Raw genomic sequence first — 26,526 nt, forward strand, 5'->3', positions numbered from 1 at the left:
TTTCTCCCTGAATTCATTGAGCTGTCGGCAGTGCTTGCGGCAACGGGAATGTCAGCTGCTCGGCCACAGGCCCGAGAGTCAATGCCGGAATAAAGGTCAAGGCGCCAAAGAGCAAAAGGGTTCCCAACAACATGCTGGCAAACAACCAGCCATGGGTGGGCAAGGTGCCTGGGCCTGCCTCTTGGGCGGGTTTGGCAGCCATACTGCCGGCTATCATCAGCACAGGTAGGATCACGCCAAAGCGCCCAAGTAGCATGGCCGCCGCCAGCAGAAGGTTGTAAAAAGGCGTATTGGCGTTGAAGCCACCAAAGGCGCTGCCGTTGTTGTTGGCCGCCGAGGACAGGGCGTACAACAGCTCGCTGAAACCATGGGGGCCGGTTTCCTGCAGCGACTCGGGAGAGAGCACCAAGCCAAGCGCCGCGCCGGACAGCACTATCACAGGCGAACAGAGCAGTGCCAGACAGACAAGTTTCATCTCCCGGGTTTCAATCTTCTTGCCCAGATACTCGGGGCTGCGGCCTATCATCAGTCCGGCAATAAACACTGTCAGGAATACAAACAGCAAAATGCCGTAAAAACCGCTGCCAACGCCGCCGAAGATCACCTCACCAAGTTGCATCAACCACATGGGCATCATGCCGCCAAGCGCGGTAAAGGAGTCGTGCATGGCATTCACCGCACCGCAGGAAGCTGCCGTGGTGACAGTAGCAAACAGGCTGCTTGCTCCGATGCCAAAGCGAGTCTCCTTGCCTTCCATATTGCCGGGGAAGTGAATATCGGCCATCTGCTGCAGTTGCAGCTCAGAGTGACTTATCCATAGAAAGGCCGCCACAAACACCAATGCCATACACCCCAAAATACTCGCCCCCTGGCGCCAATCCCCGGCGCAGAGGCCAAAGGCGATAACCAGGCTGCAGGGCAACAGGAAAATACACAGCATCTGCAGCAGATTGCTCAGCGCCGTAGGATTTTCAAAGGGGTGCGCCGAATTGGCGCCAAAGAAACCGCCGCCATTGGTACCCAGCATCTTAATCGCCTCCTGGGATGCTACGGGCCCCATGGGCAACAGCTGTTGTTGACCTTCCAGCCCGGTCACCGGCAGATAAGCGGCAAGATTCTGAATGACGCCCTGCTGCACCAACAACAGGGCGATCAACAAGGCCAGAGGCAACAGCAGATAGAGGTTCACCCTCAGCAAATCCAACCAGGCGTTACCGAGCATAGTCTGCCCCTTGGTTGTCAAGGCTCTGATAATGGCAAAGGCCACCACCATACCCGTGGCGGCCGAGCAGAAATTCTGCACCGTCAGCCCCGCCATCTGGCTGAAATAACTGAGACTGGTTTCGCCCGAATAGGCCTGCCAATTGGTGTTGGTCACAAAGCTGATTGAGGTGTTGAATGCCAGTTGCCAATCCATCCCCGGCAGGTTTTGCGGGTTAAGCGGCAGGTATTGTTGCAACAGCAGGATAAGCATCAGACACAGGGCGCCAAGGGCATTGAAACACAAGAGCGCCGCCGCATATTGGCGCCAGTTCATCTCCTCAAATACCGCGGTCATACCGGACCATAGCGCCGCCTCGCGTTTGAAAGGCTTTTGATGCCGGATTAATAGCGCCAACGGCTTTGCCAACAATAGGGATGCCGCCAACAAGAGCCCTAGAAAAATCGCCGGCAAGCCTAAGGATTCCATAGTCAACATAGTCAGAAATCCTCTGGATGCATCAGGGCAAAAAACAGATAGCCAAATAGTCCCAAGGCCAGCAGTAAAGCGGCCCACTCCATAACAGCCATAATGAATATCTCCTGAAAAAGACTTTAATTTCAGGGTCAAAGCTTATGAAAACCGGTATAAAAACGGGGTGTAAATATCCGCAGGGTTTGTATAAAAGCTGTATAAATGGCGAAAACCATCAATAGATGTTACGGGGTGATAACCGACAAAAAAGGGCAGCTGCTGCTGCCCTTTTGGTTGCATCTTTAGGTTTCAGTACGGCTTATGAATGCTGCTCCAGCCATTCGCGTACCGGCCGGAAGCTGCGCCTGTGCTCAGGCAAGACACCGTGTTGACTCAAGGCTTCGAAATGCGCCTTGGTGGGGTAGCCCTTATGGGCGGCAAAACCATATTCAGGGTGGCGGAGGTCAAGCTCGGCCATCTCCCGGTCGCGGGTGACCTTGGCTATGATAGAGGCGGCACTGATTACTGGGATCAAGCCATCACCCTTAACCACTGCGGCCGAAGGCAGGCCAAAATCCGGGGTCCGATTACCATCTACCAAGACTTTCTCGGGACGCACGTTCAAGCCCGCCACGGCGCGCTGCATCGCCAACATGGTGGCATGCAATATGTTGAGCTCATCGATTTCTGCGGGGCTGGCTCGACCGACTGAGACCGCCAGCGCCTTGGCCAGGATCTCTTCATAGAGGGCATCGCGTTTCTTTTCGCTGAGCTTCTTGGAATCATTGAGGCCGGTAATTGGATTGGCGGGATCCAGGATCACCGCCGCGGTGACCACATCACCGACCAAGGGGCCACGCCCCACTTCATCTACCCCGGCGACCAGCCCCTGGCACAACAGCTGCGCTTCGGCTTCCGAGAGTTGCTTATAGACAGTCATCTTTCCTCGGTTTTTTTATCGAGTAAGGCCACAACCGCCTGGGCCGCCTTCTCACTGGCGTTGCAGGCCAGCAGGCTGTGTAGCTTGCTAAACTCGGCCAGCAGCGGCCGGTTATCTTTATCCAGCAATTTACCCACCTCTTCGGCTAGCCGCTCGGCAGTGCAATCATCTTGGATAAGCTCCGGCACCAACTCCCTTCCGGCCAACAAATTGGGCAAAGAGAAGTGGTTTATCTGCATCATCCGCTTGGCAATACGGTAAGTGATAGGGCTGACCCGATAGCCGACCACCATGGGGCGCTTGACCAACATGGCTTCCAGCGTGGCGGTGCCCGATGCCAGCAAGATAGCATCGCTGGCGGCCATCACTTCCCGAGAGCGCCCTTCCGTCATATGAATTTCCAGATCCGGCGCATAGGTTTCCAGCGCGGCAAGAAACTGTTGACGGCGTTTTTCATTCACCAAGGGGGTAATAAACTTGAGATCCGGATAGCGCTGTTTCAGCAGCCTGGCCGCCTCCACAAAGGGCTGGGCCAACATCTTCAACTCTCCACCACGGGAGCCCGGCAGGATAGCCAGATATTCGGCTTCGACTTTCAAGCCTAGTGCTTCTCTGGCAAGACGCTTGTCATTCTCCATCGGGATCTCATCGGCCAGAGTGTGGCCGACAAAGGTGCAAGGCACTTGATGCTTGTCGTAGAAGGCCTTTTCAAACGGCAGCAGTGACAGCACCATGTTGGTGGCGCGGGCGATTTTGAAGATCCGCTTAGGGCGCCAGGCCCAAACCGATGGGCTGACATAATGCACCGTCTTGATCCCGCTCGCCTTGAGCTTGAGCTCCAGGCCGATATTGAAGTCCGGGGCATCTATGCCGATAAAGCAATCCGGCTGCAGCGCGGTTATCTGTTTGACCAGACTCGAGCGTATCTTCAACAATCTCGGTAGGCGGGAGAGCACCTCGGCAATTCCCATCACGGCCAACTCTTCGATGGCAAACAGCGACTCGAATCCGAGTGCTTCCATGCGGGGGCCACCGATACCGATAAAACGGGCATCCGGATAGCGCTGTTGCAATGCTTTCATCAGGCCGGCACCTAAAATATCGCCGGAGATTTCTCCGGCGGCCATTGCAAAGACTAACTTTCTATTTTGTGTCATTCGTTCTCACTGTGTCAGCGAATAATTCCTCGATTAGAGGAGGTCACAAAATCAACAAATGCTTGTACCTGCGGCTCCTTTGCGGCGTCTTCAGCCATGGCGGCAACGGCCTCTTCCAGAGTCAGGCTGCTGCGATACAGGGTCTTGTAGGCCCGGCGCAGCGCTTGTTGGGTCTCTTTGGCAAAACCGCGGCGCTTCATGCCTTCCATATTCAGACCACGGGGAATGGCCGCCTGGCCAGAGGCCATCACGAAGGGAGGTACGTCCTGCAGCACCAAAGAGCAACCTGCTGTAAAGGCATGGGCACCTATGTGCACAAACTGATGCACCCCTGTCATACCGCCGAGAATAGCCCAGTCACCCACATGGCAGTGACCGGCAATAGAGGCGTTATTGGCCATGATCACATTGTCACCCACCACGCAGTCGTGGGCGATATGTACATAGGCCATAAACAGGTTATTGGAGCCGATACGGGTCTCGCTGTTGTCCTGCACTGTACCGCGGTGAATGGTGACAGATTCACGGATGATATTGTTATCACCCATGATAAGCCGGGTAGGTTCACCGGCGTATTTCTTGTCCTGGCAATCTTCACCAACGGAGGCAAACTGGAAAATCCGGTTGCCCTTGCCAATGATGCTGGGTCCCTTGATAACCACGTGGGAACTGATCCAGCAGTCATCGCCGATCTCCACATCCGCCCCTATGTAGCTCCAGGGACCGATAGTGACATTTTTACCTATCTTGGCTTCGGGGTGAACGAAAGCTAATTTATCTATCACTTGCTAATCTCTCTGCGGGCACACATGATTTCGGCTGAACACACCAGCTCACCATCCACTTTGGCCTCGCCGTAGAAAACGCCAATCCCGCGGCGTTCCTTGATCATCTTCACTTCAAAGTGCAGCTGATCACCTGGCTCAACAACCCGCTTGAAACGAGCATTGTCGATACCGGCAAAATAATACAGCACGTCCGGAGACGGCTTGTCGCTCATGGTCTTGAACGCCAACAAGCCGGTGGCCTGCGCCATGGCTTCCAGAATGAGCACGCCTGGCATAACCGGCTGCACAGGGAAGTGTCCCTGGAAGAAAGGCTCATTGATGGTGACGTTCTTGATCGCATGCAGAGTTTCACCCGGAGTAAAATCCAGTACTCTATCGATCAACAAAAATGGATATCTATGTGGCAAGTAAGCCAAAATCTCTTTGATATCCATTGTATTTAATTGATTAGACACGAACTCGTTTCCTCATGCCGCTTAACACGCAGCGGTATTAATCTTGGGGTTTAACGGTTTTTTCCAGGGTCTTGACCCGCTGGAACAGCTCGTCCAACTGACGGAAGCGAACCGTATTTTTACGCCATAGCCTGTTGGGCATGGCCACAGTGGCCGAGGAGTATACCCCAGGTTCACGAACATCGTTAGTAATGTTGGTGCTGCCGGTGACGTGCACCCCATCCGTAATGCTCAGATGGCCGGAAATCGCGCAGTTGCCACCAATAATACAATGCTTACCTATAGTCACGCTGCCTGCCAGTACAGTGCAGCCGGCAATCGCAGTGTTGGCCCCTATGATATCGTTGTGAGCTACTTGCACCTGGTTGTCGATTATCACGCCATCATGAATTTCAGTATGGTCGATCGCGCCGCGATCTATAGTAGTACCAGCGCCAATCTCCACTCTGTCACCTATGCGCACACCGCCGGTCTGAGGGATTTTGATCCACTGACCGCGTTCGTTGGCATAACCGAAACCATCAGAGCCGATAACGGCCCCAGAGTGAACGATACAGTTTTGCCCCATATGAACATCGTGATAAACGGTGACATTGGCCCACAAACGGCTGCCTGAGCCTATGATGACATCCTGACCAACCACAGTACCGGCACCTATCTGGACGTTTTCGCCCAAAATGCTGTTGGCGCCGATGACCACATTGGCACCAACCGCAACGCCCTCACCCAGTTTGGCACTGGGATGAATTTGTGCCGAGGGATGGATGTCCTCTGCAGCGGCAGGCGTACTATCCAGCAATTGCGCAACTCTGGCAAAACCGACATAAGGGTCATTGAGTACCAAGGCGTTACCAGCAAAACCGTCCAACTCTTTAGGCGAGATCAATACCGCACCAGCCTGAGTCTGCTCCAGCTGGCTACGATATTTGGTGTTGGCCAGAAAGGAGATCTGATCCGGCTGCGCCTTTTCAAGTGTCGCCACCGAGGAGACAGTCACACTGTCATCCCCGCGGACTTCGGCCCCTAACAGCTGGGCAAGCTCTTTCAACGAAAAAGACTTCATCTATTTACTGGCCTTTGCTCAAGGCTTCAACCACTTTAGAGCTGATATCGGCAGCTGGCTTAACATAAACCACAGCGCCGCGTTGCAGTACCATGTCGTACTTCTCTTTTTCGGCAATACTGTTAATGGCCTTCTGCACTTTTACCAGCAGCTTGTTTTGCTCTTCGCCCTGACGGCGACGCAGATCTTCATCCAACGCCTTACCTTTAAGCTGGTAGTCGGCCTTCAGTGATTCCATTTTACGAACCAGTTCGGTCTTTTGCGTTTCGCTCATCAGTGCGGCATCACGCTGTTGCTTTTCCAGCAAACCACGAAGTTCTTCCTGTAGTTTCTGAACTTCAGCCATACGATCACCGAACTCAGTCTTGAGTGCGTTGCTGATCTGCTCGCGTTGTGGCAGTTGTTCAAACACGGCGCCCATATCAACAACCGCCAGCTTCTCGGCTTGTGCGGCCAGGGGAGCACCCATCAACATCAGCGTCATCAGTGCGCCGTTTACCATTTTTTTCAAAGTCAGACTCCTTGTTTTTCTTCAGCAATGCTTGCCGAGTTTATGTAATTTAGAAAGTTTTGCCAATATTGAACGAGAAGATCTCGGTCTCGTCATCATCGTATTCCTTAACAGGCCAGGCCAGGCTGAACACCATGGGGCCCATGGGCGACAGCCATTGTAGGCTAAGCCCCCAGGAAGCACGGATACGGCTCGGATCACTGTAGTCGGCCAACTTGGAAAACTCATCTGCCGGCAAGAAACGATAGGAGTCATAATCAAACTCCGTATCCCAGACGTTACCCGCATCGATAAAGAAGCTGGTACGTACTGAGTTGCTATAAGCCTCATCCAGGAAAGGAGTCGGCACAATCAGCTCCATGCTGGCCGTGGCGATGGCGTTACCACCGATAGAACGACCTGAGCTGATGTAAACTTGGTTTGGATCGCCCGGCAGGCTACAACCTTCACCATCCGGATTGGGTCCACAAGGCTCGCTGCCGCGATACAGATAGAAAGCCCTTGGGCCCACTGAGTTGGACTTGAAGCCACGCAATGAGCTGGAACCCCCTGAGTAGTAGTTTTCCCAGAACGGCAGGATCTGGTCGTTGTCATTGAAACCACCGTAGCCATTACCGTAACCCAAACGAGCTCGAGTCAAGAGCACAAAATTATGGCTACGGGTAAGCGGCCAGTAGAAGCTGGTATCGAAGTCTGTCTTGAAGTACTGCAGATCTGAACCGGGAACCGTCATTTTCCCGCTCAAACGCTGGGATGAACCGTCGGTTGGGAAGGTTCCGCGGTTAAGGGTACTGCGATACCACCCCAGGCTGAGTTCGAAGTTGTCGAAGCTCAAGTCAGAGTTGGGATCCTCGTTGTCACGATAGATGTTATAGAAGCGGATCGCCTGCTCATAACTGGAAATCTCAGAAATGGTGTTATGACGATAGCCTATGCCGCCGTTGATCCTGTTGTACTCGTTGATGGGGAAACCACTGTTGAGTGCAATACCATAGGAGCTGTTCTTATAACGCTCGAGGTTAGCCTCATTGGCATCGAACTCGTTCCAGTAGATGCTGCCACCCAGGCTGACCCCATCCTTGGTGAAATAAGGATCGGTATACGACAGGTTGACGTTCTTGGAGTACTTGTTGGTGTTCAGGTTGATCCCGGCCTGGTTACCCGTACCGAGGAAGTTGGACTGCTGAACCCCGAACTGCAGGCTCATGCCAGACTCGGTACCATAACCTATACCAGCGTTAAAGGAGCCTGATGGCTGCTCTTTCACCTTGAAGGCCACATCCACCAAGTCGTCTGTGCCCGGCACCTGCACGGTTTCAGTATCGACTGTTTCAAAGTAGCCCAAACGGTTGAGACGCGCCTTGGATTGCTCGACCAAGGCCGAGTTCAACCAAGCCCCTTCCATCTGTCTCAGCTCACGGCGCATCACTTCATCTTTGGTCACTGTGTTACCGGTGAAGTTGATAGAGCGGACATAAACACGCTTGCCGGGCTTAACGTTAACATTCAGGGTGACTTCCTTGGTCTCATCATCGATCTCAGGGAAAGTCTTCACCTCTGGATAGGCATAACCGAAGCGGCCCAGATACTTGCTGTACATCTCTTCGGTAAAGGTCACATCTGCGCCGTTGTACTGTTCTCCAGCCTTGATAGGCAGGATTTCTTTAAGCAGCTCTTCACGGCCCATGAGTTCGCCGGTCAGGTTGACTTCCTTAACCTTGTACTGGTCGCCTTCATCGACATTGATGGTGATGTAAAGGCCCTTACGGTCCGGCGTCATCGCCACCTGAGTCGAGGTCACCTTGAAACGGATATAACCATTATTGTGGTAGTGGGTCTTGATGGTCTCAAGGTCGGCCTGCAGTTTTTGTTTCTGATAACGGCGCTCGCCGAACAGATCCCACCAGGCCACATAGTCTTTGAGCTCCAGCATGCCGATAAGGTCGGCGTCGCTGAAGCGCTCATTACCCACTATGTTAATCTGACGGATTTCGGCCGCCAGACCTTCGGTAAACTTAAACTTAAGTTCTACCCGGTTACGAGGCAGGTTAATCACCTGAGCCTCGACCTTGGCGCCATATTTACCCACGCCGTAGTAGAAGTCCTGCAGGCCCTTCTCGATACCCGAGAGCATGGTGCGATCGAGGGCTTCGCCCACCTTCACACCACTGCCGTCCAGGCTTTCCTGCAACTGTTCATCTTTGATGTCCTTGTTACCTTCGAAGGTTACGGCACTGATGGTCGGCCTTTCTCGCACCGACACTATCAGCACCCCGCCATCGCGGGACACCTGAACATTTTCAAAGTTACTGGAGGCATACAGGCTCTTTATCGCCTGTTGCAGCTTGAGTTGGTCGACTGTGTCACCCACTTTGACAGGCAAACTCAGCAAGGCCGCACCGAGTGCCACTCGTTGCAAACCTTCAACTTGGATGTCGGTCACTTCAAAAGGCTGGAAAGACTCTGCCCAACCATTCCCTGAAAACGACGCGCCGACTAATAACATCGAGGCAAAAAGTTTATTCAATCGCATAGCGCACTTCTAATTATTTGTCTGTCCTTGCTCAGAGTCGGGCAAAATCATTGAAAAGGGCAATGCTCATCAACATCAGCAGCAACGCCGCCCCAAATCTGAATCCAATTTCCTGTACCCGTTCGGATACAGGCTTACCTGTTATTACTTCCACCAAGTAATACATCAAGTGTCCCCCGTCCAGCACTGGCAACGGCAAGAGGTTAATAATGCCGAGGTTTACGCTTATCAGGGCGAGGAACCCGAGAAAATAGACCAACCCTATGTTGGCGCTGTTACCGGCCCCCTGCGCGATGGAGATGGGACCGCTCAAATTTTTAACCGAAACATCACCGGTAAACAACTTGGCGATCATCTTAAAGCTGACGACTACAAGTTGCCATGTTTTATCTGCCGCCACCGAAATGGATTCAAGCGGGCCATACTGCAGATCCAGCAGCATATTGTCCGGCCACTTGGGGGCTTTAGGCGCCAGGCCGATGACACCTTCCATTTCGCCATTGGCACCCTTGCGGCTGTCCGGGATCAGAGTGAAAGTCTGTTGCTCACCACTGCGCTTAACCGTCAGTTGCAACGGCTTACCGGCTGATACTTTAATTTGTCCGACAAAGGTTTGCCAGTCGCTGTATGCTTCACCATTGACGGCCACCAGAATATCCCCGGCCTTGACCCCGGCCTTGGCGGCCGCACCGCCCTCGGTAACCGTCTCCACTTCAGGGATCACATCCGGACGGAAGATATCCAGCCCCAGCGTACTGAAGGGGGATTCTTTTTCCGGATCGAAACGCCAGTTGCGGATATCCAACTGATAAGTACGCCCGGAAGGCTCAAGACCATCGTCAGGCTGAGATATCTGGTCGAGCGGCCTCAGGGTCAAGCTCATACTGTCATCGCCGATATGACCGACCAGCGCCAGATTCACTTCTTCCCAGGTGCGTACCTTTTGCCCGGAAACCGCCACTATCTGCTGAGGGCTATCTATCTGCATCACGGCCGCTGGCGAGCCGGGTCTGACATCGCTGATCACCGGCTTGAGTGAAGGCACGCCGATAAGATACATAATATAGAGCGCGAAAATGGCAAAGATAAAGTTAGCTATCGGCCCGGCAGCGACTATCGCGATACGCGCCCAGACACTCTTGCGATTAAAGGCCTGCTCTTTAAGCTCCTCGGGTACATCCTCGACCCGCTCGTCGAGCATTTTGACATAACCCCCAAGCGGGATCATGGCTATCACATATTCGGTGCCATCTTTGCCGAGGCGACGCCAGATCGCCTTGCCAAAGCCGATAGAGAAACGCTCTACCTTGACGCCACAGCGCCTGGCCACCCAAAAGTGGCCATATTCATGGGCGGTGATCAGTATCCCCAAGGCGACAATAAAAGCGCCCAGGTTCCATAAAAAATCAAACATCAGACCTTATTTTCCTCACTTGCATCCGGCGATAGCTTCCTCGGCATACTGACGGCTTTGGCCGTCTAATGCCAGAATATCCGCTATGGAATTTAAAGGCGATTGCGGCACACGGGCCAAACAGGCTTCATTGACCCGGGCGATATCGGTAAAGCCAATTTCCCCTTTAAGGAAGCTGGCAACGGCCATTTCATTGGCCGCGTTGATGACTGTGGTCGCCTCCTGCCCCGAGGCACTGGCAGTCATTGCCAACTCAAGGCAAGGATAACGGGCAAAATCCGGCTCACAGAAGCTCAATTGTCCGACTTTGAAAAAGTCCAAAGGTTCAACCCCTGAAACAATTCTCTCTGGATAGGCCATGCAATGAGCAATCGGGGTACGCATATCCGGATTGCCCAGCTGTGCCAGCACGCTACCATCCTGATACTGCACCATGGAGTGAATCACACTCTGGGGGTGGATAACCACCTTGAGCTGCTCGGCACTGGCGTTGAAGAGCCAGCGCGCCTCCACATACTCAAGCCCCTTATTCATCATAGTCGCCGAATCGACAGAAATTTTAGGCCCCATAGACCAGTTGGGATGCTTGATAGCCTGGGCCGGTGTCACACTCGCCAGACTGGCAAGATCGGCGCTCAAAAATGGCCCGCCAGAGCCGGTGAGCAGAATAGATGAAATGCCTGCACCTTGAAGATCACAATAGCCCAGCTGTTGCTGCACGGCTTCCGGCAAGCATTGGAAAATGGCGTTGTGCTCACTGTCTACCGGCAACAGAGTCGCGCCCGATTGGCGGGTGGCTTCCATAAACAAACGCCCGGACATTACCAGCGCCTCTTTGTTGGCCAGCAGCACCCGCTTGCCAGCCTTGACTGCCGCCAGCGTTGGCAACATGCCGGCGGCGCCGACTATGGCCGCCATCACGGTATCGACCCGGCTGTGAGCCACCAGCTCAAGTAGTTCTGACTCGCCGGTACTGACGCGGATAGTCGAGGCGGCACCCAAACGCTCGGCCAATGCCTTGGCGGCTTGAGGGCAAACCATATGGGCAATTTCAGGTCGGTGGATTGCACACAACTCGGCCATCTTGTCGACATTGGTATTGGCCACCAACGCATAAACCTGATATGCCGCCGGGTTATGTTGGATCACACTGAGGGTACTGGCACCAATCGAACCAGTCGCTCCTAAAATCACCATGTTTTGCATAGCACTACATCCAGAATGCAATATAGATAAGGGTAAATACAGGCAAGGCTGCGGTCAGGCTATCGATGCGATCCAGCACACCACCGTGACCGGGCAATATAGTGCCCGAGTCTTTGATTTTGGCGGCGCGCTTGAACATGCTCTCAGACAGATCGCCGAGCGCCGAGGCCAGAGCGGTAAATAGAGTCACTGCTATCAGCAGTCCAAGCTCCTGCTCGGGGGAGAAATAACAAACCCCGGCCACCACCACCATAGTGGTCAGCAGGCCGCCTAGTAAACCTTCCAGAGTCTTGGCCGGACTGACATTGGGCATGAGTTTAATCCGTCCCAGCGCCTTACCGGCAAAGTAGGCGCCTGAATCGGCGGCCCATACGGTCAGCATCACCAAGAACACCAGGATACCGCCAAAATAAGGGTCTGCAGGACTGCTGAGCGCCTTGAGGGCAATCAGGGAAACAAAACAAGGTAGCAGGGTCAACTGGCCGAACATGGACTTGAGCATAGGGCTGCCCTGCCAGAGTTTGGCGCTGCGGGGGTAGGAGATCACCAGCACCAGGGAAAACAGCCACCAACAGGCACCGATAAGAATGATGGATAACATGATGGGGTGTAACTGACCTCGGGACCAGACGGCATCGGTCGGTACCAAGAGATTAATCGCCACCAATACTATCGCCAGGGTGGCGGTAAAACTCCATTGAGTGACCTCACAACGGCTGTCGATAATGCGGCCCCACTCCTTCGCTGCAATCAAGAATACCGCCACTAAGGCCCATGAAAAATAATTTGCCGGGAGCAAAAAAATGGTTCCCATCACCAATGGGATTAACCAAGCTGCTGTTATTATTCGTTGTTTTAGCAAAAAATGTCCCTCGTAAGATGTTATACGCTGCGTATTTCTTCTATCTGACTTCCGGTCAGACCAAAACGACGCTGGCGGCTGGCAAAAGTCGCCACTGCCTGGCGAAACGCCTGCTCATCAAAATCTGGCCAAAGGGTGTCGGTAAAGACCAACTCGGCATAAGCCGCCTGCCAGAGAATAAAATTACTGATGCGGTAATCCCCGCCCGTACGGATCATTAAATCAACTTCATGTTGATTTTGCATGCACAAATGTTCTGCCAAGGCCTCTTCGCTGAACTGACTGCTGGTCATTTCACCGGATTCGACTTTTTCGGCCAGTTTACGAGCCGCCTGCATTATGTCCCAGCGGCCACCGTAGTTGGCAGCAACATTGAGGATCAGCTCTGAGTTGGCGGCGGTTTTCTCTTCGGCGGCACGGATCTGCTTTTGCAATCTCTCGGAGAAACGGCTGGTATCACCTATGATGTTCAGCCGAACACCATTTTGGTGCAGTAGCTTGATTTCCCGGCGTAGCACGGTAAAAAACAGTTCCATCAACAGGCTGACTTCCTGATCCGGACGACGCCAGTTTTCACTGGAAAACGCAAACAGAGTCAGTGAACGCACCCCGAGTTGCCTTGCTGTACTCACGGCCCGGCGCACGGCTTTGACTCCGGCCTTATGCCCAAAAACCCTGGCTTTACCCTGGGCCTGTGCCCAACGGCCGTTACCATCCATAATGATAGCCACATGCTGCGGGATAGACTGCTTTACCAGTTCTGAAAGCTGCTCTGGCAAGCATTCTGAGATCTGGCAGTCACCTGTGCTGGTTGGAGTCTTAGGATCGGCTTCCATATTGGATGACATCTGAATAAACAACCCTTTTAAATAGACAAACGCCGCGTAGTATACCCCTACACGGCGCATCAACTCTAGTTTAGCGAGTCAATATCAGACTTCCATCAATTCCGCTTCTTTTGCGGCCAACAGCTCGTCTATCTTCTTGATATGTACGTCAGTTATCTTTTGTACTTCATCTTCGCTGCGGCGTACATCGTCCTCGGTACACTCTTTGTCCTTCTCCAGGTTCTTCACCGCAGAGTTGGCATCACGACGAACGTTACGCACGGCGATACGACCGTTTTCGGCCTCGGCACGCACCACTTTAACCAGATCACGACGACGCTCTTCGGTCAGGGCTGGCAGCGGGATACGGATAGTGGCACCGGCAGACATAGGGTTCAGCCCCAGATCTGAGCTCATGATCGCCTTCTCTACTGCCTGGATCATGCTACGGTCGAACACGTTAACCGCCAGAGTACGGCTGTCTTCAACTGAGATGTTACCCACCTGTTTAAGTGGAGTCATGGTGCCGTAGTAAGACACCTGGATAGAATCCAGCAATGCAGGGTGAGCACGGCCGGTACGCACCTTGGCCATTTGTGCCTTGGTGGCTTCTACACACTTGTCCATACGAACCTGTGCATCTTCTTTAATCGCATCAATCACGTTAAATGTCCTTTTTGCAATCAGTCGGTTATTTCGTTTTGATCAGTGTGCCTTCGTCATCTTCACCCATGATAACCCGGCGCAGCGCACCTGGCTTATTCATATTGAAGACCAATATAGGCATGTCGTGGTCACGGGCCATGGTGAAGGCGGCCAGATCCATGACTTTCAATTCTTTATCCAGAACTTCAGTGTAACTCAGTTCATCATATTTAACGGCTTCAGGATTCTTCATAGGATCATCTGAATATACGCCGTCAACTTTAGTGCCTTTTAGCACGACTTCCGCTTCAATTTCAATCCCTCTCAGGCAAGCTGCAGAATCTGTGGTGCAGAAGGGATTGCCGGTACCGGCAGCAAAAATCACCACGCGTCCGGACTTAAGCAGGCTGATAGCTTCGGCCCAGTTGTATCTATCGCACACGCCATTGAGCGGAATCGCAGACATCAGACGGGCATTAACATAGGCACGGTGCAGCGCATCACGCATTGCCAGACCATTCATCACTGTCGCCAGCATACCCATGTGATCGCCCACCACGCGGTTCATACCGGCCTTAGCCAAGCCTTCACCACGGAACAGGTTTCCACCACCGATGACCACGCCCACCTGAATGCCGAGCTCAACCAGCTCTTTAATCTCCTGGGCCATACGGTCCAGTACCTTGGGATCGATACCGAAGCCTTCTTCACCCATCAGGGCTTCGCCACTCAGTTTCAGCAGAATACGTCGAAATGCAGGTTTTGGATTGGTGCTCATCTTTTTCTGTCCTGGTCATAACAAGACCGCAGCAGTTGCTGCGGTCTTGGGAGGGTTAAGAATTGGCGATTAAGCCTTTTTGGAAGCAGCGATTTGGGCAGCTACTTCAGAAGCGAAATCTTCTTCTTTCTTCTCAATACCTTCACCCACTTCCAGGCGGATGAAGTTAGTCACAGTGGCGCCTTTCTCTTTCAGAATTTCGCCAACAGTTTTCTTTGGCTCCATGATGAATGGCTGACCAGTCAGAGAAACCTCACCGGTGAACTTCTTCATACGGCCGGCAACCATCTTCTCAGCGATTTCCTGAGGCTTGCCTTCGTTCATAGCGATTTCAACTTGAACGGAACGCTCTTTTTCAACCACTTCGGCTGGAACGTCTTCTGGGTTAACGTACTCAGGCTTAGAGGCAGCAACGTGCATTGCGATGTGCTTCAGCGTTTCTTCATCGGCTTCACCGGTAACAACAACACCGATACGATCGCCATGACGATAGAAAGCCATCTTGTCACCGTCGATGTACTCAACGCGACGAACGTTGATGTTTTCACCGATCTTGGCAACCAGGGCAACACGTGCTTCTTCGAACTGGGCTTTCAGATCTTCAACAGATACTTTGGCAGCAGCGGCAGCGTCCAGAACTTCATTGGCGAAAGCCAGGAAGTTGGAGTCTTTAGCTACGAAGTCAGTCTGGCAGTTAACTTCAACCAGAGCAGCATAACCAGCACCGTTTTTGATCAGGATAGTACCTTCGGCAGCGATGTTACCGGCTTTCTTGGCCGCTTTAGCCGCGCCGCTCTTACGCATGTTATCGATTGCAGCTTCGATATCACCGTTAGTTTCGGTCAGGGCTTTTTTACAATCCATCATGCCTGCGCCAGTACGGTCGCGCAGTTCTTTAACCAGGGCAGCAGTAATTGCCATTGTTAAATCCTCTATTGATAATTCGACAAATTTAACCTGTTGATAAGCAGGTATAAAACAGGGGCCATATGGCCCCTGTTAACCAATCATATCTCTTGGTTAATAAGGGTGATGTACTAGCATCGCACCTTATTATTCAGCTTCGATGAAACCGTCTTCTTCAGCTTGAACAGCCAGGTCCTGACCACGGCCAGCTTTAGCAGCAGCAGCTACAGACTCTGCATACAAACGGATTGCACGCATAGCGTCGTCGTTACCAGGAATGATGTAGTCAACGCCATCTGGAGCAGAGTTGGTATCTACTACGGCAACAACTGGGATACCCAGGTTGTTGGCTTCTTTGATAGCGATGTGTTCATGGTCGGCACCGATAACGAAAATGGCGTCTGGCAGACCGCCCATGTTCTTGATACCACCCAGAGACTTCTCAAGCTTTTCCAGCTCACGGGTACGCATCAGCGCTTCTTTCTTGGTCAGCTTGTCGAAAGTACCGTCAACAGACTGGGTTTCCAGATCTTTCAGGCGCTTGATTGACTGACGAACGGTTTTCCAGTTGGTCAGCATACCGCCGAGCCAGCGCTTGTCCACATAGAACTGCTCGCAAGATACGGCAGCTTCTTTGATGGCTTCACTGGCAGCGCGCTTGGTGCCTACGAACAGGATTTTACCTTTTTTAGAAGCAATGTTGCTGATGAAAGCCAGAGCTTCATTGAACATTGGCACAGTGTGCTCGAGGTTGATGATGTGTACACCGTTGCGAGCACCGAAGATGAAAGGCTTCATCTTAGGGTTCCAGTAACGGGTTTGGTGACCGAAGTGTACACCGGCCTGGAGCATATCGCGCATTGAAACTGTAGTCATTTTCTATACCTTAATTTAAGGGGTTAGACCTCCACGCATCCCATGTCTTCGACCCTTTGGCCAAGCCGCGGGCACCCCGAAGAATGTGTCGATACGTGTGTGATTTAGTATTTAGGTTAAATGCCATGTATAATGGCCGCCATCTTTACTCTGACCTGCCAACGAAATGGGATCCCCACCGAAGGCAGCCCGACTTGAAGTCAATTCGAACTCCTAGAGTCGTCAACTCAAAGTCACTTAGAGTCAAACATAACGGCGCGCTTTATACCATAAATCGCCGGCAAACACAAACTTTTTACCGCTCTCATGTCGGCCTTCAACCCAGTTCAAAGCCACGTCAGGAGCGTTATTTTACCGTTTCACAAACAAGGTGCCTCGCCCCGAGCCTGGGCACTCGTTATTAAGAGAAAACCCCATGAGTATAGTCATCAAGACAGCAGACGAAATTGAGAAAATGCGCGCCGCCGGCAAGCTGGCAGCCGATGTCCTAGAAATGATCGCCCCGCACGTCAAGGTCGGCGTCAGCACTAACGAACTCAATGATCTCTGTGCCAAATACACCGAAGAACAAGGCGCCATCTCAGCACCGCTCAACTACCATGGTTTTCCCAAGTCCATCTGCACCTCTATCAATGAGGTGATCTGTCACGGTATTCCCAGCGATCGCGTGCTCAAGGACGGCGATATTCTCAATATCGATATCACTGTCATCAAAGATGGTTACCATGGCGACACTTCCAAGATGTTTCTGATCGGTGATGTCAGCCCGAAAGATCGTCGCCTGTGTCGTATCGCCCAGGAGAGCCTCTATGCCGCCATTCGCAAGGTTCGCCCCGGCATGCAGCTGGGTGAAATTGGCACCACAATTGAAAAATTCATCAAGGCCAGCAAATCAGGCCTGGACAAATATTCAATCGTGCAGGATTACTGTGGTCACGGTATCGGCGCCGGCTTCCACGAAGAACCACAGGTCGTGCACTACAGAAACAATGACAAGACCATATTGCGCCCCGGCATGTGCTTTACCATTGAGCCGATGATCAACGCCGGTCGCCATACTTCTGTACTGAATAAGGATGACGGCTGGACTGTCACCACTTCAGATGGTAAAAATTCGGCTCAGTGGGAACACACTCTGTTGATCACCCAGACAGGTGTAGAGGTTCTGACGCTGCGTGCCGAGGAAGATTTCCCGAGGATCATCAATCACGCCAAATAAGGCGTTACCCAAGGAATAGAATGAGCACAGCGCTGGCAGCCAAAACGGCACTTTGTGAGCAGAATCAAGCCCTGTTTGACAGGTTTACCTCGCGCGAAAAGATAGTCGAACTGGTGGCCAGCCGCTGTCGCTTTGTCGATAAGCAACTGATTGAACAATGGCAAGCCGAAGGGTTAGATGCTTATCCCATCGCCCTCATTGCCGTCGGCGGCTACGGCCGCGGTGAGCTGCACCCATACTCGGACATAGATCTGCTGTTTCTGGTGGATGACAACCTGGACCCGGCAGCCGAGAGTAGGCTCAGTGCCTACATCGCCTTTCTCTGGGACGCTGGTCTTGAAATAGGCCACAGTGTCAGAACCCTGGAAGAAACCCTGCAACAGGGACGTCAGGACATCACCATAGCCACTAACCTGCTCGAAGCCAGATTGCTCACCGGTCCAGAAATCCTGTTTGATACCCTTTACGATAAAATTCGCGAGCATCAGTACTGGCCCTCAAGCGAATTTTTCAATGCCAAGCGTAACGAACAACGAGCCCGCCACGCCAAAGCCAACGCCTTCGATCTCGAACCCAATATCAAGACCTGCCCGGGTGGCCTGAGGGATATTCAAACCATAGCCTGGGTCGCTATGCGCCACTTCGATGCCGCCAAACTTGAAGAGTTGGTCGGACACGGCTTTTTGGAGCAGGTAGAACTCGAAGAGCTGCTGGAGTGTCAGCACTTCCTCTGGGAGCTGAGATTTGCCCTGCACCTGGCATCGGGCCGTGACGAAAACCGTTTGCTGTTTGACTTGCAGCGCCAGGTAGCCGGCCTAATGGGCTACGAAGATGCCACCCAACTGGCAGTAGAGCAGATGATGAAGCGCTATTACCGCACAGTGCGGCGGGTGATGGAGCTCAACGAGATGCTGCTGCAACTGTTCAAACGCGCCACCCTGGGGCACACTCAGGCGCTGGAAATCCAGCCTATCGATGAACACTATCAGCGCCGCGGCCGCTTTATCGAGGCTTTGGACTTGGCACTGTTTGACGAGCCGGAAGAGATCGTCAGGCTGTTTTTGCATGTGGCCCGCAACTCCAACATTCAGGGAATTTACGCCCCAACCCTGAGGGCCCTGAGAAGAGCCAGACGTGCCCAGCCGCAACCTCTGATGGCCAGGGAAGGTTGCCGCGGAGTGTTTATGGAGATCCTCAAACATCCTCGCGGTATTGCCGCCCTATCACTGATGCACAAACATGGGGTGATGTCGGCTTACTTGCCAGCCTGGCGCGCCATTGAAGGCCAGATGCAGTTTGACCTCTTCCACGCCTACACTGTGGATGAACATACCCATAGGCTGCTGCTCAATATCGAAAAGTTTGCCCAAGTGGAACAAAAAGAGGAGTTCCCTCTCGGCTCGGTACTGATTAATCAGTTACCGAAAAAGGGGCTGCTGGTATTGGCGGCCATTTTCCACGACATCGCCAAGGGGCGCGGTGGCGATCACAGTAAACTCGGCGCCGTTGATGCGCTGGAGTTTTGCAAACTGCATGGTATTAATGATCACGATGGCCGCTTGGTCAGCTGGTTGGTGGAGAATCATCTGTTGATGTCGATTGTCGCCCAGCGGCGGGATATTTCTGACCCGGAAGTGGTGGCCGACTTTGCCGACAAGGTTCGTGATGCGGTGCACTTGAGTTATCTCTACTGCCTAACGGTGGCCGATATCTGTGCCACCAATGAAAAAACCTGGAACAACTGGAAGGGTTCTCTGCTCAGGGACCTCTATTTTTCCACCCAAAGGGTGTTTGCCCGCGGTAAAGAAAAGCCAGTGGATATCCGCGCCCGGGTGCGGGAACATCAGGCCAAAGCCAAAAAAGAACTGCTGCGGCGCGGCTTCAAGGAGAAGACTCTCGATCTACTGTGGCAGAGGTTCAAGGCCGATTATTTTTTGCGCCACCAACCCAATCAAATCGCCTGGCACGCCGAAGCGATCCTCAAGCACAAACAAGATGAGCCGCTGGTGATGGTATCCAAACACACCACCCGTGGCGGCACCGAGCTGTTTATTTACTGTCAGGACAAGCCCAAGCTGTTTGCCACCGTGATGGCGGTGTTGGACAACAAGAATATCAATGTCCATGATGCCAATATCATGACATCCAAGGATAATTACGCCCTGGATACCTTTGTGATCCTCGAGCAGGACGGCAAGGCAGTCAGTCAGCTGTCGCGGATACAAAGCATACGCAAGGCCCTTGGCAAGGCACTCAGTGGCGAACAACCCAAGATCCCGCGCTTTCGCAAGTTGTCGCGCAAGATGAAACCTTTTAAAGTTCCGACTCAGGTCAGTTTTCTGCCGACCCGCCGCCATGGTACAAGTATGATGGAGCTGATAGCCTTGGATAGCCCGGGCCTGCTGGCCAAGATAGGTGAAACCTTCTATCGCTGTGATGTTACCCTGCTGGCGGCCAAGATCACCACGATAGGCGAACGCGCCGAGGACTTTTTTATTCTACAAACCAATCAGGGACTAGCACTGGATGAAGCCCAGCAACAAAGGCTGCAAGAGTCACTGATCAGTGCCCTGTCCCAATTCGGGACCCCAACAACCTAAGTAAACGGGAGAAACCAATGGAGGCTTTACGCCAACGTATTGAGGCGGCTTTTGAAGCTCGCGCACAGATAAGCCCTACCACAGTTGACGCCGAGCTGCGCGCCGATGTGGAACGAGTGATTGACATGCTGGACAGAGGCGAGGCCAGAGTGGCCGAGAAACTGGACGGCCAATGGCATGTGCACCAATGGCTCAAGAAAGCCGTTTTGCTGTCTTTCCGCATCTTCGACAATGGCGTAATCGACGGGGCCGAAACCAAGTATTTCGACAAGGTACCACAGAAGTTTGCCGACTATGATGAAGCGCGTTTCCGCGCCGAAGCCATACGTGTTGTGCCACCTGCGGCGGTGCGTAAGGGCTCTTTCATCGGCAAAAACACTGTACTTATGCCCTCTTACGTTAACCTGGGCGCCTATGTGGATGAAGGCACCATGGTCGACACCTGGGCCACGGTTGGCTCCTGCGCACAAATTGGCAAGAACGTGCACCTCTCCGGCGGTGTCGGTATTGGTGGCGTACTCGAGCCGCTGCAAGCTGGCCCGACCATTATTGAAGACAACTGCTTTATCGGTGCCCGCTCTGAAATCGTTGAAGGGGTCGTGGTCGAGGAAGGCTCAGTGATCTCCATGGGGGTCTATATCGGCCAGAGCACCCGCATCTATGACCGCGAAACCGGTGAAATTCACTATGGCCGAGTTCCAGCAGGTTCTGTGGTAGTGTCAGGCACTCTGCCCTCCAGCTGCGGCAAGTACAATCTTTACGCCGCCATCATAGTCAAGAAAGTAGACGAGAAGACCCGTGGTAAAGTGGGTATCAACGAACTGCTGCGGATGGTTGACTGACCCTTGCCCTCGGGAGCTGACCTTAAACAATAAGCACTTTATTAGCTCAGTATCCCCATCTATGTGTCTGCTCTGCCCATAAGGGCGCAGGCAGACACATTTACTTACCAAGAGACAAACTTATACACCTTGGGACACACCCTGCCCCAGCAGCAACAACTGCTGACATAAAGCCCTATTCAATCACTGGCAAATGCCGCTGCTACGACTGTACTTAAATGGTACTTGAAGCGTCCCGAAAAGGAGCAAGCCATGAACCTTTGCCAACGTACCCGCACCGGCGCTGTATTGCTGGCTGTCGCCGGCCTGAGCTTCGGCTCTCTCAGTGCCCAGGCCGCAATGGATCCTTATATTGAGCAGGCGTTGATCCAGGTCTGTAAGTCCAGTGCCAGCAACAGCATGATAGAGTTTTCCAGCACCTTGCGTGAGTACCGGATCAATGAACAGCGAGTGTTCCCTCGTCTGGTATGCAATGGTGAGTCACTGCATCAATTTGCCATGAGTCACGGCGCCGATCGCACCGCCAAAAAGATTGGCCGCTTCCTGCCCGGCAAAGTGACCATTTCCGATATGGCCATGATCCCAGAGGAGGAAAAACTCTACGTGAGTTTCCGCTGAACTCACTGAACCCAAAACACTCGGATTAAAATACCAAGGTCTTGTTGCCGTACACCACGACCTGCTCATTGAGTACCAGCGCCAGAGCCCGGCTGAGAACACTTTTTTCCACATCTCGGCCGGCTTTGGCCATATCTGCCGCGCTGTAACTGTGATCCACAGGGATCACATCCTGCTTGATGATAGGTCCCTCATCCAAACAGTTATTCACAAAGTGCGCCGTGGCACCAATAATTTTCACCCCGCGCTCCCACGCCTGACGATAGGGATTGGCGCCGATAAAGGCCGGCAGAAAGGAGTGATGAATATTGATGATCTTATTGGGATACTGCTCGACAAACTCTGGGGTGAGCACCCGCATATATTTGGCCAGTACCAGGTACTCAGGCTGGTAGCTGGCGATAATTTCCAACATGGCACGCTCGTGGGCGCTGCGATCCAGCCCCTGATGGCTGACATGATGAAAAGGCACCTCAAACTTAGCCGCCAGCGGTGCCAGGGTGTCGTAGTTGGCCACTATGGCGGCTATTTCCATATCGAGGGCACCATAGTAGGTTTTCATCAAGAGATCCCCGAGGCAATGGGCCTCCTTGGTCGCCAACACCACTATGCGCTTGCGTCCGGCATCCACCAGTTTCATATGGTTTTGCTTGGGCAGGACTTCGGCCAATTCTTCTAGCAGCTTAGTTTCATCGAACTCACCTTCAAGTTCGGTACGCATGAAAAAGCGCCCCTGCTGATTATCGACAAACTCGTTGTTTTTGATGATATTCAGTCTGTGCTGAAAGCATACCCCAGTGACTCTGGCGATAAGCCCATATTCATCGGCACAATCAATCATCAGTATTTTGCGTGGCATATCGACTCCTATTGCAGCATTAAAGTTTGAATATGCCATAGTCTCGCCGCTAACGCTTAAAATTTATTCATTAAAAGCAGCCCTTTATCCCCGGCTAGCCGAGCGGCTGTCCAGATACTTTTGCAAAAGCCCTCTCAAGGTCTCGGCCTTGGTGCCAAACACCACCTGGACGCCCTGCCCTACCACTATCACGCCCTTGGCTCCCAATCCCAACAGGCGGGACTTGTCTACCAGCTCAGGGTGTTCGACACTCAGGCGCAAGCGGGTCATGCAGGCACTGAGATTGCGGATATTGGCGGCGCCGCCGAGGGCACCTATCATGGCCAGCAGATTGCCGCCCGAAGCGGTTTCCGGCTCCAGCCGCCCCGGCGTTTTGAGATTGAATGCCATGATGGAAGCACGGAAAATCAGGTAATAGATGACTGCGGTCAAGGGACCCAGGATCAGAAACCAACCGGCGTTGGCAGATTGATGCCACATAAGGGCAAAATCCAGCAAACCATTGGAAAACACCAGCCCATAGTGAATGTCGAGCCAGATACAGACAGCATAAGCCAGCCCGGTCAACAGTGCGTGCACCAGATACAGCAAAGGCGCTACAAACAGGAAGGCAAACTCTATCGGCTCAGTCACCCCGGTAAGCCAACTGGTTGCCGCCGCCGACAGCATGATGCCGGCCACCCGATTGCGTTCACTCTTGTCGGCACAGCGCCAAATCGCCAGGGCCGCCGCCGGCAGGCCCCACATCTTGATGAGATAGCCTCCGGCCAGATTGCCGGCCTGGGGATCGCCGGCGAGGTAGCGCGCCACTTCGCCTCTGAGCCATTCACCATCCTGATAATACTGCCCAAGCTCCAGATAGAAAGGTGCATTCCAGATATGGTGCAGTCCAAGTGGCAACAAGAGACGCTCCACAGTGCCATAGATGGCAAAGGCCAGCTGCGGCTTTTGATACACAGCCCAATTGGAAAACACCTCAATATAGTGCGCCAAAGGTGGCCAGATAAGCGCCAGCAAATAAGCCAGCAACACCGCCAATGGCAACATCAGCAATGGCGCACTGCGGCGTCCCTCAAAGAAGGAAAAGATAGCCGGCAAACGCAAATGACGACTCATAGCCATCGCCAAACAGGTCATCACCCCAAGCAACATACCACCGGCTATACCTGTATCTATGGTCTCCACTCCGAGCCAAACCGAAGTGTGCACGGGGTTTTGCGAAGCCAGCAGCGATAAGCTTGAGTTGAATACCCCATAGCCGAACGCCGCACTGAAGGCGGCAATCCCCTGATCGCGGCAAAAACCTATGGCAATGGCGATGGCAAACAGCAGCGGCATCATAGTGAAGATGAGATCGCCAGTAGTAGCAAACAGCTCATTGAGTGAAGGAGACAAAATACCTGTCGGCGTACTGGCTAAGCCTTTCATCACACCGGCAGCAGGCAGGATAGCAATAGGAACAAGCAGCGCCTGACTCAAGCGCTGGGCAAACTTAAACCAATGTTGCGAAAAGCCTTTCAGGCGCCCGCTTCCGCTTTCAACAGGGGGAGCCAGTTGTTGAGCCATGCTTGAGCCTCGACCTCGGGTTCCATGGTTTCGCAGGCATCAATCTCCAAACGCTCACCGATACGTTTGGCACCAAGCTCCGCAAACAGTTCATCCAATTGTTTACCTGCGCCGCAGAAGGTCTCATAACTCGAGTCCCCCAGGGCAATAACCCCGTACCTAAGCTCTGGCAAGTAGGGGGCAGTGTCTTTCAGCGCCAAAAACCAGGGTAAAATATCATCCGGAAGATCCCCTTGGCCAGTAGTAGAAGAGACCAACAACAGATACTCATCGGCAGTCGGTACATACCCGTTAAGCTCATGACTTTGCCAAAGTTTGGCTTCCACGCCTTGGGCCTGGAGCTGCTTCTGGAGCGTCTCGGCAACAAACTGAGCATTACCATAGACAGTTCCAAACACCAGGTTCACTTTTTTCATGTTATACTCTGCGCCTCGAGACCAATACTCATTGTTCTCCACCATACTGTATCGTCTGCTTATGCTGCAAGCATAAGCATCAACAGACACCCAGCCGACACGCCACTGGCGATAAGGAAACGCAGCGATGCGACAGAGCAGCAAGCAGAAACTTCAGAAGCAACACCAAAGGGCAACTCATGTCCGCCGTATGTGTTACTTCAGAGCCGCTCAACAAGATAAGCACCACGCCCACTACCCACTCGACGCCTATCGTCCCTTGCTTGACATGATGCACCAGCGCACCAATAAAGACGAAACCTAAGGAAGGTGCGAACAAGTCCCATGTGTGCTCTGCGTCGGCTTACGGGCCTGGATGCAAGGCGTGGTTCGCCGCAAATGGCCCTAGTCCTTTGCAAGAAGCACAACATAGCAGGCAGGTCTGTAAGCCACGCCCTTCGGGGCTTTCACAGCAACCGGCTCTCTGCGTTATCCGACTTCGACAGGCCCCGGCATGCCTTCAGTCAGATGCCTTGAACGCCAATTGCTGTGCAAGCCAGAGTGCCACTAGGACTTATTCGCACCTTCCCTAAGCCAGCAGCAAACCGCTGTCTGACTCAAGCTGGGACTCGTCCCAGCCCAGGCCTTCGAACACTTGCAGCCATTCGGCCTCCGGCTCTGTCACTATGGTGACGGGCTCGCCTGTCGTTGGGTGAGTGAAGCTCAAGCTCTGAGCCAGCAACCATAAACGGTTGAGGCCGAAGTGTTCGCGAAAGAAACGGTTTTGTTTGCCATCGCCATGGGTCGTGTCACCTATGATGGGGTGACGCAGATGAGCCATATGCCTTCTGAGTTGATGCTTGCGCCCAGTCTGCGGCGATAGACGTATCAAGGCAAAACGACTGCTGGGGTACCGCCCTGACGGGAAAGGGATCTCGGCATTGAGCAGCGGCGCATATTGAGTAATGGCGTCCTGAGCTTCCTTGTTGCGGTCGGCATGTTTATCGGCCACGGCATCCAGTTCTTCTTTGAGTGGATAGTCCAGCGTACCGGCTTGGTGCATATTGCCGCGCACCAGGGCCAGATACTCTTTGCGTGTCTCGCGCCCGGCAAACTGCTGACACAAAATAGCGGCAATTTCACTGCTCTTGGCGAACAGCAAGACACCCGAGGTCGGCCTATCCAACCTGTGCACCGGAAACACATGACAACCGACCAGATCACGGGTCAGCTGCATGGCGAAAAAACGCTCTTTTCGCGCCAGATAGGTTCTGTGCACCAGTAATCCCGCCGGTTTATGGATGGCAACCAAGTGTTCATCTTCATAGAGGATACGGATCTCGGGGCTCTCTTCATCCACATGCGTTAAAGATTGCTCCGAAATCTCGGCTTGAAGCTGGGTCTCATCTTGTTTGTTTGGTAAGGAGTTCATCCAAGGTTCTCAACAAAGTGATCAAATTACGGTATGCGGGCGCTTCGCCCCAGACATGCTCGGCCATAGGTGCAGTTGCTATGGCTGATGGCAGCGGCATTTCGGCGTCTATCAGCGTGCGCATTTTGGGCAACAGAATAAACTGCAACCAGGCTTCAAATGCCATGCTGTCACAGGCAAAAGGCGCCTGACTGGCCATGGCTGCCACGCCAGGTTCGGTTGCGCTCCACATTCCCTGCGCTTTCAACTCGGCCTCTATGGCCAACAAGAGTTTTTCAGTCGCCAGAAAAGGCATCTGTCACCTCGCAGATCCAAAACAATAAATTGGCGCCAATCATACCATCGGGCCAAGCTTATCC

General features: G+C 53.1%; 27 protein-coding genes. 5 read left to right on the forward strand and 22 right to left on the reverse strand.

What is annotated here, in order from left to right; genetic code table 11:
* Window positions 1-13: 13 nt before the first annotated feature.
* The 17 genes from kdpA to rpsB form a co-directional block, all read right to left on the reverse strand.
* On the reverse strand, window positions 14-1,699 hold the full coding sequence (gene kdpA / locus K5621_RS14020; RefSeq protein WP_221049538.1) for a potassium-transporting ATPase subunit KdpA: 1,686 nt from the start codon (window positions 1,697-1,699) through the stop codon (window positions 14-16).
* 2 nt (window positions 1,700-1,701) lie between these two features.
* Window positions 1,702-1,791, reverse strand: coding sequence for a K(+)-transporting ATPase subunit F (gene kdpF / locus K5621_RS14025; protein ID WP_071238225.1), 90 nt, complete (start codon window positions 1,789-1,791; stop codon window positions 1,702-1,704).
* A 203-nt stretch (window positions 1,792-1,994) separates the two neighbouring features.
* Window positions 1,995-2,615: a ribonuclease HII gene (gene rnhB, locus K5621_RS14030; RefSeq protein ID WP_221049539.1), complete on the reverse strand. Its 621-nt coding sequence runs from the start codon at window positions 2,613-2,615 to the stop codon at window positions 1,995-1,997.
* Window positions 2,612-3,772 carry a lipid-A-disaccharide synthase gene (lpxB, locus tag K5621_RS14035; protein WP_221049540.1) on the reverse strand — a complete coding sequence of 387 codons (1,161 nt, stop codon included), beginning with the start codon at window positions 3,770-3,772 and terminating at the stop codon, window positions 2,612-2,614. Before lpxB ends, rnhB begins: the two co-directional genes overlap by 4 nt.
* Window positions 3,773-3,786: 14 nt before the next feature.
* Window positions 3,787-4,557, reverse strand: a complete 771-nt coding sequence (lpxA, locus tag K5621_RS14040) for an acyl-ACP--UDP-N-acetylglucosamine O-acyltransferase (RefSeq protein WP_025010988.1) — start codon at window positions 4,555-4,557, stop codon at window positions 3,787-3,789.
* Complete coding sequence (gene fabZ, locus K5621_RS14045; RefSeq protein ID WP_025010987.1) at window positions 4,554-5,015, reverse strand: 3-hydroxyacyl-ACP dehydratase FabZ; 462 nt, start codon at window positions 5,013-5,015, stop codon at window positions 4,554-4,556. The genes lpxA and fabZ overlap by 4 nt, the downstream gene beginning before the upstream one ends.
* A 37-nt stretch (window positions 5,016-5,052) precedes the next feature.
* Entirely contained in the window at window positions 5,053-6,078 is a 1,026-nt protein-coding gene (lpxD, locus tag K5621_RS14050; RefSeq protein ID WP_221049541.1) for a UDP-3-O-(3-hydroxymyristoyl)glucosamine N-acyltransferase, read from the reverse strand.
* A gap of 4 nt (window positions 6,079-6,082) precedes the next feature.
* Window positions 6,083-6,580: an OmpH/Skp family outer membrane protein gene (locus tag K5621_RS14055; RefSeq protein ID WP_100145779.1), complete on the reverse strand. Its 498-nt coding sequence runs from the start codon at window positions 6,578-6,580 to the stop codon at window positions 6,083-6,085.
* Between the two features lie 58 nt (window positions 6,581-6,638).
* Entirely contained in the window at window positions 6,639-9,122 is a 2,484-nt protein-coding gene (bamA, locus tag K5621_RS14060; protein ID WP_221049542.1) for an outer membrane protein assembly factor BamA, read from the reverse strand.
* Between the two features lie 31 nt (window positions 9,123-9,153).
* Entirely contained in the window at window positions 9,154-10,536 is a 1,383-nt protein-coding gene (rseP, locus tag K5621_RS14065) for a sigma E protease regulator RseP (protein WP_221049543.1), read from the reverse strand.
* 15 nt (window positions 10,537-10,551) lie between these two features.
* Window positions 10,552-11,742 carry a 1-deoxy-D-xylulose-5-phosphate reductoisomerase gene (gene ispC, locus K5621_RS14070; protein WP_100145165.1) on the reverse strand — a complete coding sequence of 397 codons (1,191 nt, stop codon included), beginning with the start codon at window positions 11,740-11,742 and terminating at the stop codon, window positions 10,552-10,554.
* A gap of 4 nt (window positions 11,743-11,746) precedes the next feature.
* On the reverse strand, window positions 11,747-12,604 hold the full coding sequence (locus tag K5621_RS14075; RefSeq protein WP_221049544.1) for a phosphatidate cytidylyltransferase: 858 nt from the start codon (window positions 12,602-12,604) through the stop codon (window positions 11,747-11,749).
* Window positions 12,605-12,624: 20 nt separating this feature from the next.
* Window positions 12,625-13,452: a polyprenyl diphosphate synthase gene (uppS, locus tag K5621_RS14080; protein WP_221049545.1), complete on the reverse strand. Its 828-nt coding sequence runs from the start codon at window positions 13,450-13,452 to the stop codon at window positions 12,625-12,627.
* Between the two features lie 84 nt (window positions 13,453-13,536).
* The gene (gene frr, locus K5621_RS14085; protein WP_039034775.1) at window positions 13,537-14,094 is read right to left on the reverse strand and encodes a ribosome recycling factor; all 558 of its coding nucleotides are present in this window, start codon (window positions 14,092-14,094) and stop codon (window positions 13,537-13,539) included.
* A 28-nt stretch (window positions 14,095-14,122) separates the two neighbouring features.
* Complete coding sequence (gene pyrH, locus K5621_RS14090) at window positions 14,123-14,854, reverse strand: UMP kinase (RefSeq protein ID WP_100145161.1); 732 nt, start codon at window positions 14,852-14,854, stop codon at window positions 14,123-14,125.
* Between the two features lie 69 nt (window positions 14,855-14,923).
* A complete protein-coding gene (gene tsf / locus K5621_RS14095; protein ID WP_100145159.1) occupies window positions 14,924-15,775 on the reverse strand; it encodes a translation elongation factor Ts in 852 nt (283 codons plus the stop codon).
* A gap of 132 nt (window positions 15,776-15,907) precedes the next feature.
* Window positions 15,908-16,636 carry a 30S ribosomal protein S2 gene (gene rpsB / locus K5621_RS14100; RefSeq protein WP_025010979.1) on the reverse strand — a complete coding sequence of 243 codons (729 nt, stop codon included), beginning with the start codon at window positions 16,634-16,636 and terminating at the stop codon, window positions 15,908-15,910.
* Between the two features lie 415 nt (window positions 16,637-17,051).
* On the opposite strand from rpsB, the gene map reads away from it, so the two are divergent.
* The 4 genes from map to K5621_RS14120 all read left to right on the forward strand — a co-directional run bounded on the left by map (window position 17,052) and on the right by K5621_RS14120 (window position 21,915).
* Window positions 17,052-17,855, forward strand: coding sequence for a type I methionyl aminopeptidase (gene map / locus K5621_RS14105; protein ID WP_100145158.1), 804 nt, complete (start codon window positions 17,052-17,054; stop codon window positions 17,853-17,855).
* On the forward strand, window positions 17,852-20,455 hold the full coding sequence (gene glnD / locus K5621_RS14110; RefSeq protein ID WP_280638593.1) for a bifunctional uridylyltransferase/uridylyl-removing protein GlnD: 2,604 nt from the start codon (window positions 17,852-17,854) through the stop codon (window positions 20,453-20,455). Before map ends, glnD begins: the two co-directional genes overlap by 4 nt.
* 17 nt (window positions 20,456-20,472) lie before the next feature.
* Window positions 20,473-21,297 carry a 2,3,4,5-tetrahydropyridine-2,6-dicarboxylate N-succinyltransferase gene (gene dapD, locus K5621_RS14115; protein ID WP_028779848.1) on the forward strand — a complete coding sequence of 275 codons (825 nt, stop codon included), beginning with the start codon at window positions 20,473-20,475 and terminating at the stop codon, window positions 21,295-21,297.
* Between the two features lie 252 nt (window positions 21,298-21,549).
* Window positions 21,550-21,915 carry a DUF3718 domain-containing protein gene (locus tag K5621_RS14120; protein WP_100145153.1) on the forward strand — a complete coding sequence of 122 codons (366 nt, stop codon included), beginning with the start codon at window positions 21,550-21,552 and terminating at the stop codon, window positions 21,913-21,915.
* Window positions 21,916-21,940: 25 nt separating this feature from the next.
* On the opposite strand, the gene purU is transcribed toward K5621_RS14120, so the two are convergent.
* The 3 genes from purU to K5621_RS14135 form a co-directional block, all read right to left on the reverse strand.
* On the reverse strand, window positions 21,941-22,774 hold the full coding sequence (purU, locus tag K5621_RS14125; RefSeq protein ID WP_100145152.1) for a formyltetrahydrofolate deformylase: 834 nt from the start codon (window positions 22,772-22,774) through the stop codon (window positions 21,941-21,943).
* An 84-nt stretch (window positions 22,775-22,858) separates the two neighbouring features.
* On the reverse strand, window positions 22,859-24,340 hold the full coding sequence (locus K5621_RS14130) for a PTS transporter subunit EIIC (RefSeq protein ID WP_221049547.1): 1,482 nt from the start codon (window positions 24,338-24,340) through the stop codon (window positions 22,859-22,861).
* Entirely contained in the window at window positions 24,292-24,756 is a 465-nt protein-coding gene (locus K5621_RS14135) for a flavodoxin (protein ID WP_100145775.1), read from the reverse strand. Before K5621_RS14135 ends, K5621_RS14130 begins: the two co-directional genes overlap by 49 nt.
* Window positions 24,757-24,883: 127 nt before the next feature.
* Between K5621_RS14135 and K5621_RS14140 the strand changes: the two genes are divergently transcribed.
* On the forward strand, window positions 24,884-25,060 hold the full coding sequence (locus K5621_RS14140) for a hypothetical protein (protein WP_100145150.1): 177 nt from the start codon (window positions 24,884-24,886) through the stop codon (window positions 25,058-25,060).
* Window positions 25,061-25,324: 264 nt separating this feature from the next.
* Here K5621_RS14140 and truC read toward each other — a convergent pair whose 3' ends face one another.
* Together truC and K5621_RS14150 are read right to left on the reverse strand one after the other, a co-directional pair.
* Complete coding sequence (gene truC / locus K5621_RS14145; RefSeq protein ID WP_100145148.1) at window positions 25,325-26,167, reverse strand: tRNA pseudouridine(65) synthase TruC; 843 nt, start codon at window positions 26,165-26,167, stop codon at window positions 25,325-25,327.
* Window positions 26,139-26,462 (reverse strand): YqcC family protein, encoded by a 324-nt coding sequence (locus tag K5621_RS14150; RefSeq protein WP_221049548.1) that lies wholly within the window; start codon window positions 26,460-26,462, stop codon window positions 26,139-26,141. Before K5621_RS14150 ends, truC begins: the two co-directional genes overlap by 29 nt.
* Window positions 26,463-26,526: the final 64 nt, after the last annotated feature.

It is taken from the genome of Shewanella carassii (assembly GCF_019670705.1).
GTDB lineage: Bacteria > Pseudomonadota > Gammaproteobacteria > Enterobacterales > Shewanellaceae > Shewanella > Shewanella carassii.

Bases quoted from the DNA above. Each gene is read 5' to 3' on its own strand.
- K5621_RS14150 (WP_221049548.1), bottom strand. From the start codon at position 26,462: ATGCCTTTTCTGGCGACTGAAAAACTCTTGTTGGCCATAGAGGCCGAG.
- tsf (WP_100145159.1), bottom strand. From the start codon at position 15,775: ATGGCAATTACTGCTGCCCTGGTTAAAGAACTGCGCGACCGTACTGGC.
- rseP (WP_221049543.1), bottom strand. From the start codon at position 10,536: ATGTTTGATTTTTTATGGAACCTGGGCGCTTTTATTGTCGCCTTGGGG.
- K5621_RS14120 (WP_100145153.1), top strand. From the start codon at position 21,550: ATGAACCTTTGCCAACGTACCCGCACCGGCGCTGTATTGCTGGCTGTC.
- K5621_RS14135 (WP_100145775.1), bottom strand. From the start codon at position 24,756: ATGAAAAAAGTGAACCTGGTGTTTGGAACTGTCTATGGTAATGCTCAG.
- map (WP_100145158.1), top strand. From the start codon at position 17,052: ATGAGTATAGTCATCAAGACAGCAGACGAAATTGAGAAAATGCGCGCC.
- ispC (WP_100145165.1), bottom strand. From the start codon at position 11,742: ATGCAAAACATGGTGATTTTAGGAGCGACTGGTTCGATTGGTGCCAGT.
- uppS (WP_221049545.1), bottom strand. From the start codon at position 13,452: ATGTCATCCAATATGGAAGCCGATCCTAAGACTCCAACCAGCACAGGT.
- purU (WP_100145152.1), bottom strand. From the start codon at position 22,774: ATGCCACGCAAAATACTGATGATTGATTGTGCCGATGAATATGGGCTT.
- rnhB (WP_221049539.1), bottom strand. From the start codon at position 2,615: ATGACTGTCTATAAGCAACTCTCGGAAGCCGAAGCGCAGCTGTTGTGC.
- lpxD (WP_221049541.1), bottom strand. From the start codon at position 6,078: ATGAAGTCTTTTTCGTTGAAAGAGCTTGCCCAGCTGTTAGGGGCCGAA.
- K5621_RS14130 (WP_221049547.1), bottom strand. From the start codon at position 24,340: ATGGCTCAACAACTGGCTCCCCCTGTTGAAAGCGGAAGCGGGCGCCTG.
- rpsB (WP_025010979.1), bottom strand. From the start codon at position 16,636: ATGACTACAGTTTCAATGCGCGATATGCTCCAGGCCGGTGTACACTTC.
- kdpF (WP_071238225.1), bottom strand. From the start codon at position 1,791: ATGGCTGTTATGGAGTGGGCCGCTTTACTGCTGGCCTTGGGACTATTT.
- bamA (WP_221049542.1), bottom strand. From the start codon at position 9,122: ATGCGATTGAATAAACTTTTTGCCTCGATGTTATTAGTCGGCGCGTCG.
- dapD (WP_028779848.1), top strand. From the start codon at position 20,473: ATGGAGGCTTTACGCCAACGTATTGAGGCGGCTTTTGAAGCTCGCGCA.
- K5621_RS14140 (WP_100145150.1), top strand. From the start codon at position 24,884: ATGCGACAGAGCAGCAAGCAGAAACTTCAGAAGCAACACCAAAGGGCA.
- truC (WP_100145148.1), bottom strand. From the start codon at position 26,167: ATGAACTCCTTACCAAACAAACAAGATGAGACCCAGCTTCAAGCCGAG.
- pyrH (WP_100145161.1), bottom strand. From the start codon at position 14,854: ATGAGCACCAATCCAAAACCTGCATTTCGACGTATTCTGCTGAAACTG.
- kdpA (WP_221049538.1), bottom strand. From the start codon at position 1,699: ATGTTGACTATGGAATCCTTAGGCTTGCCGGCGATTTTTCTAGGGCTC.
- lpxB (WP_221049540.1), bottom strand. From the start codon at position 3,772: ATGACACAAAATAGAAAGTTAGTCTTTGCAATGGCCGCCGGAGAAATC.
- K5621_RS14055 (WP_100145779.1), bottom strand. From the start codon at position 6,580: ATGGTAAACGGCGCACTGATGACGCTGATGTTGATGGGTGCTCCCCTG.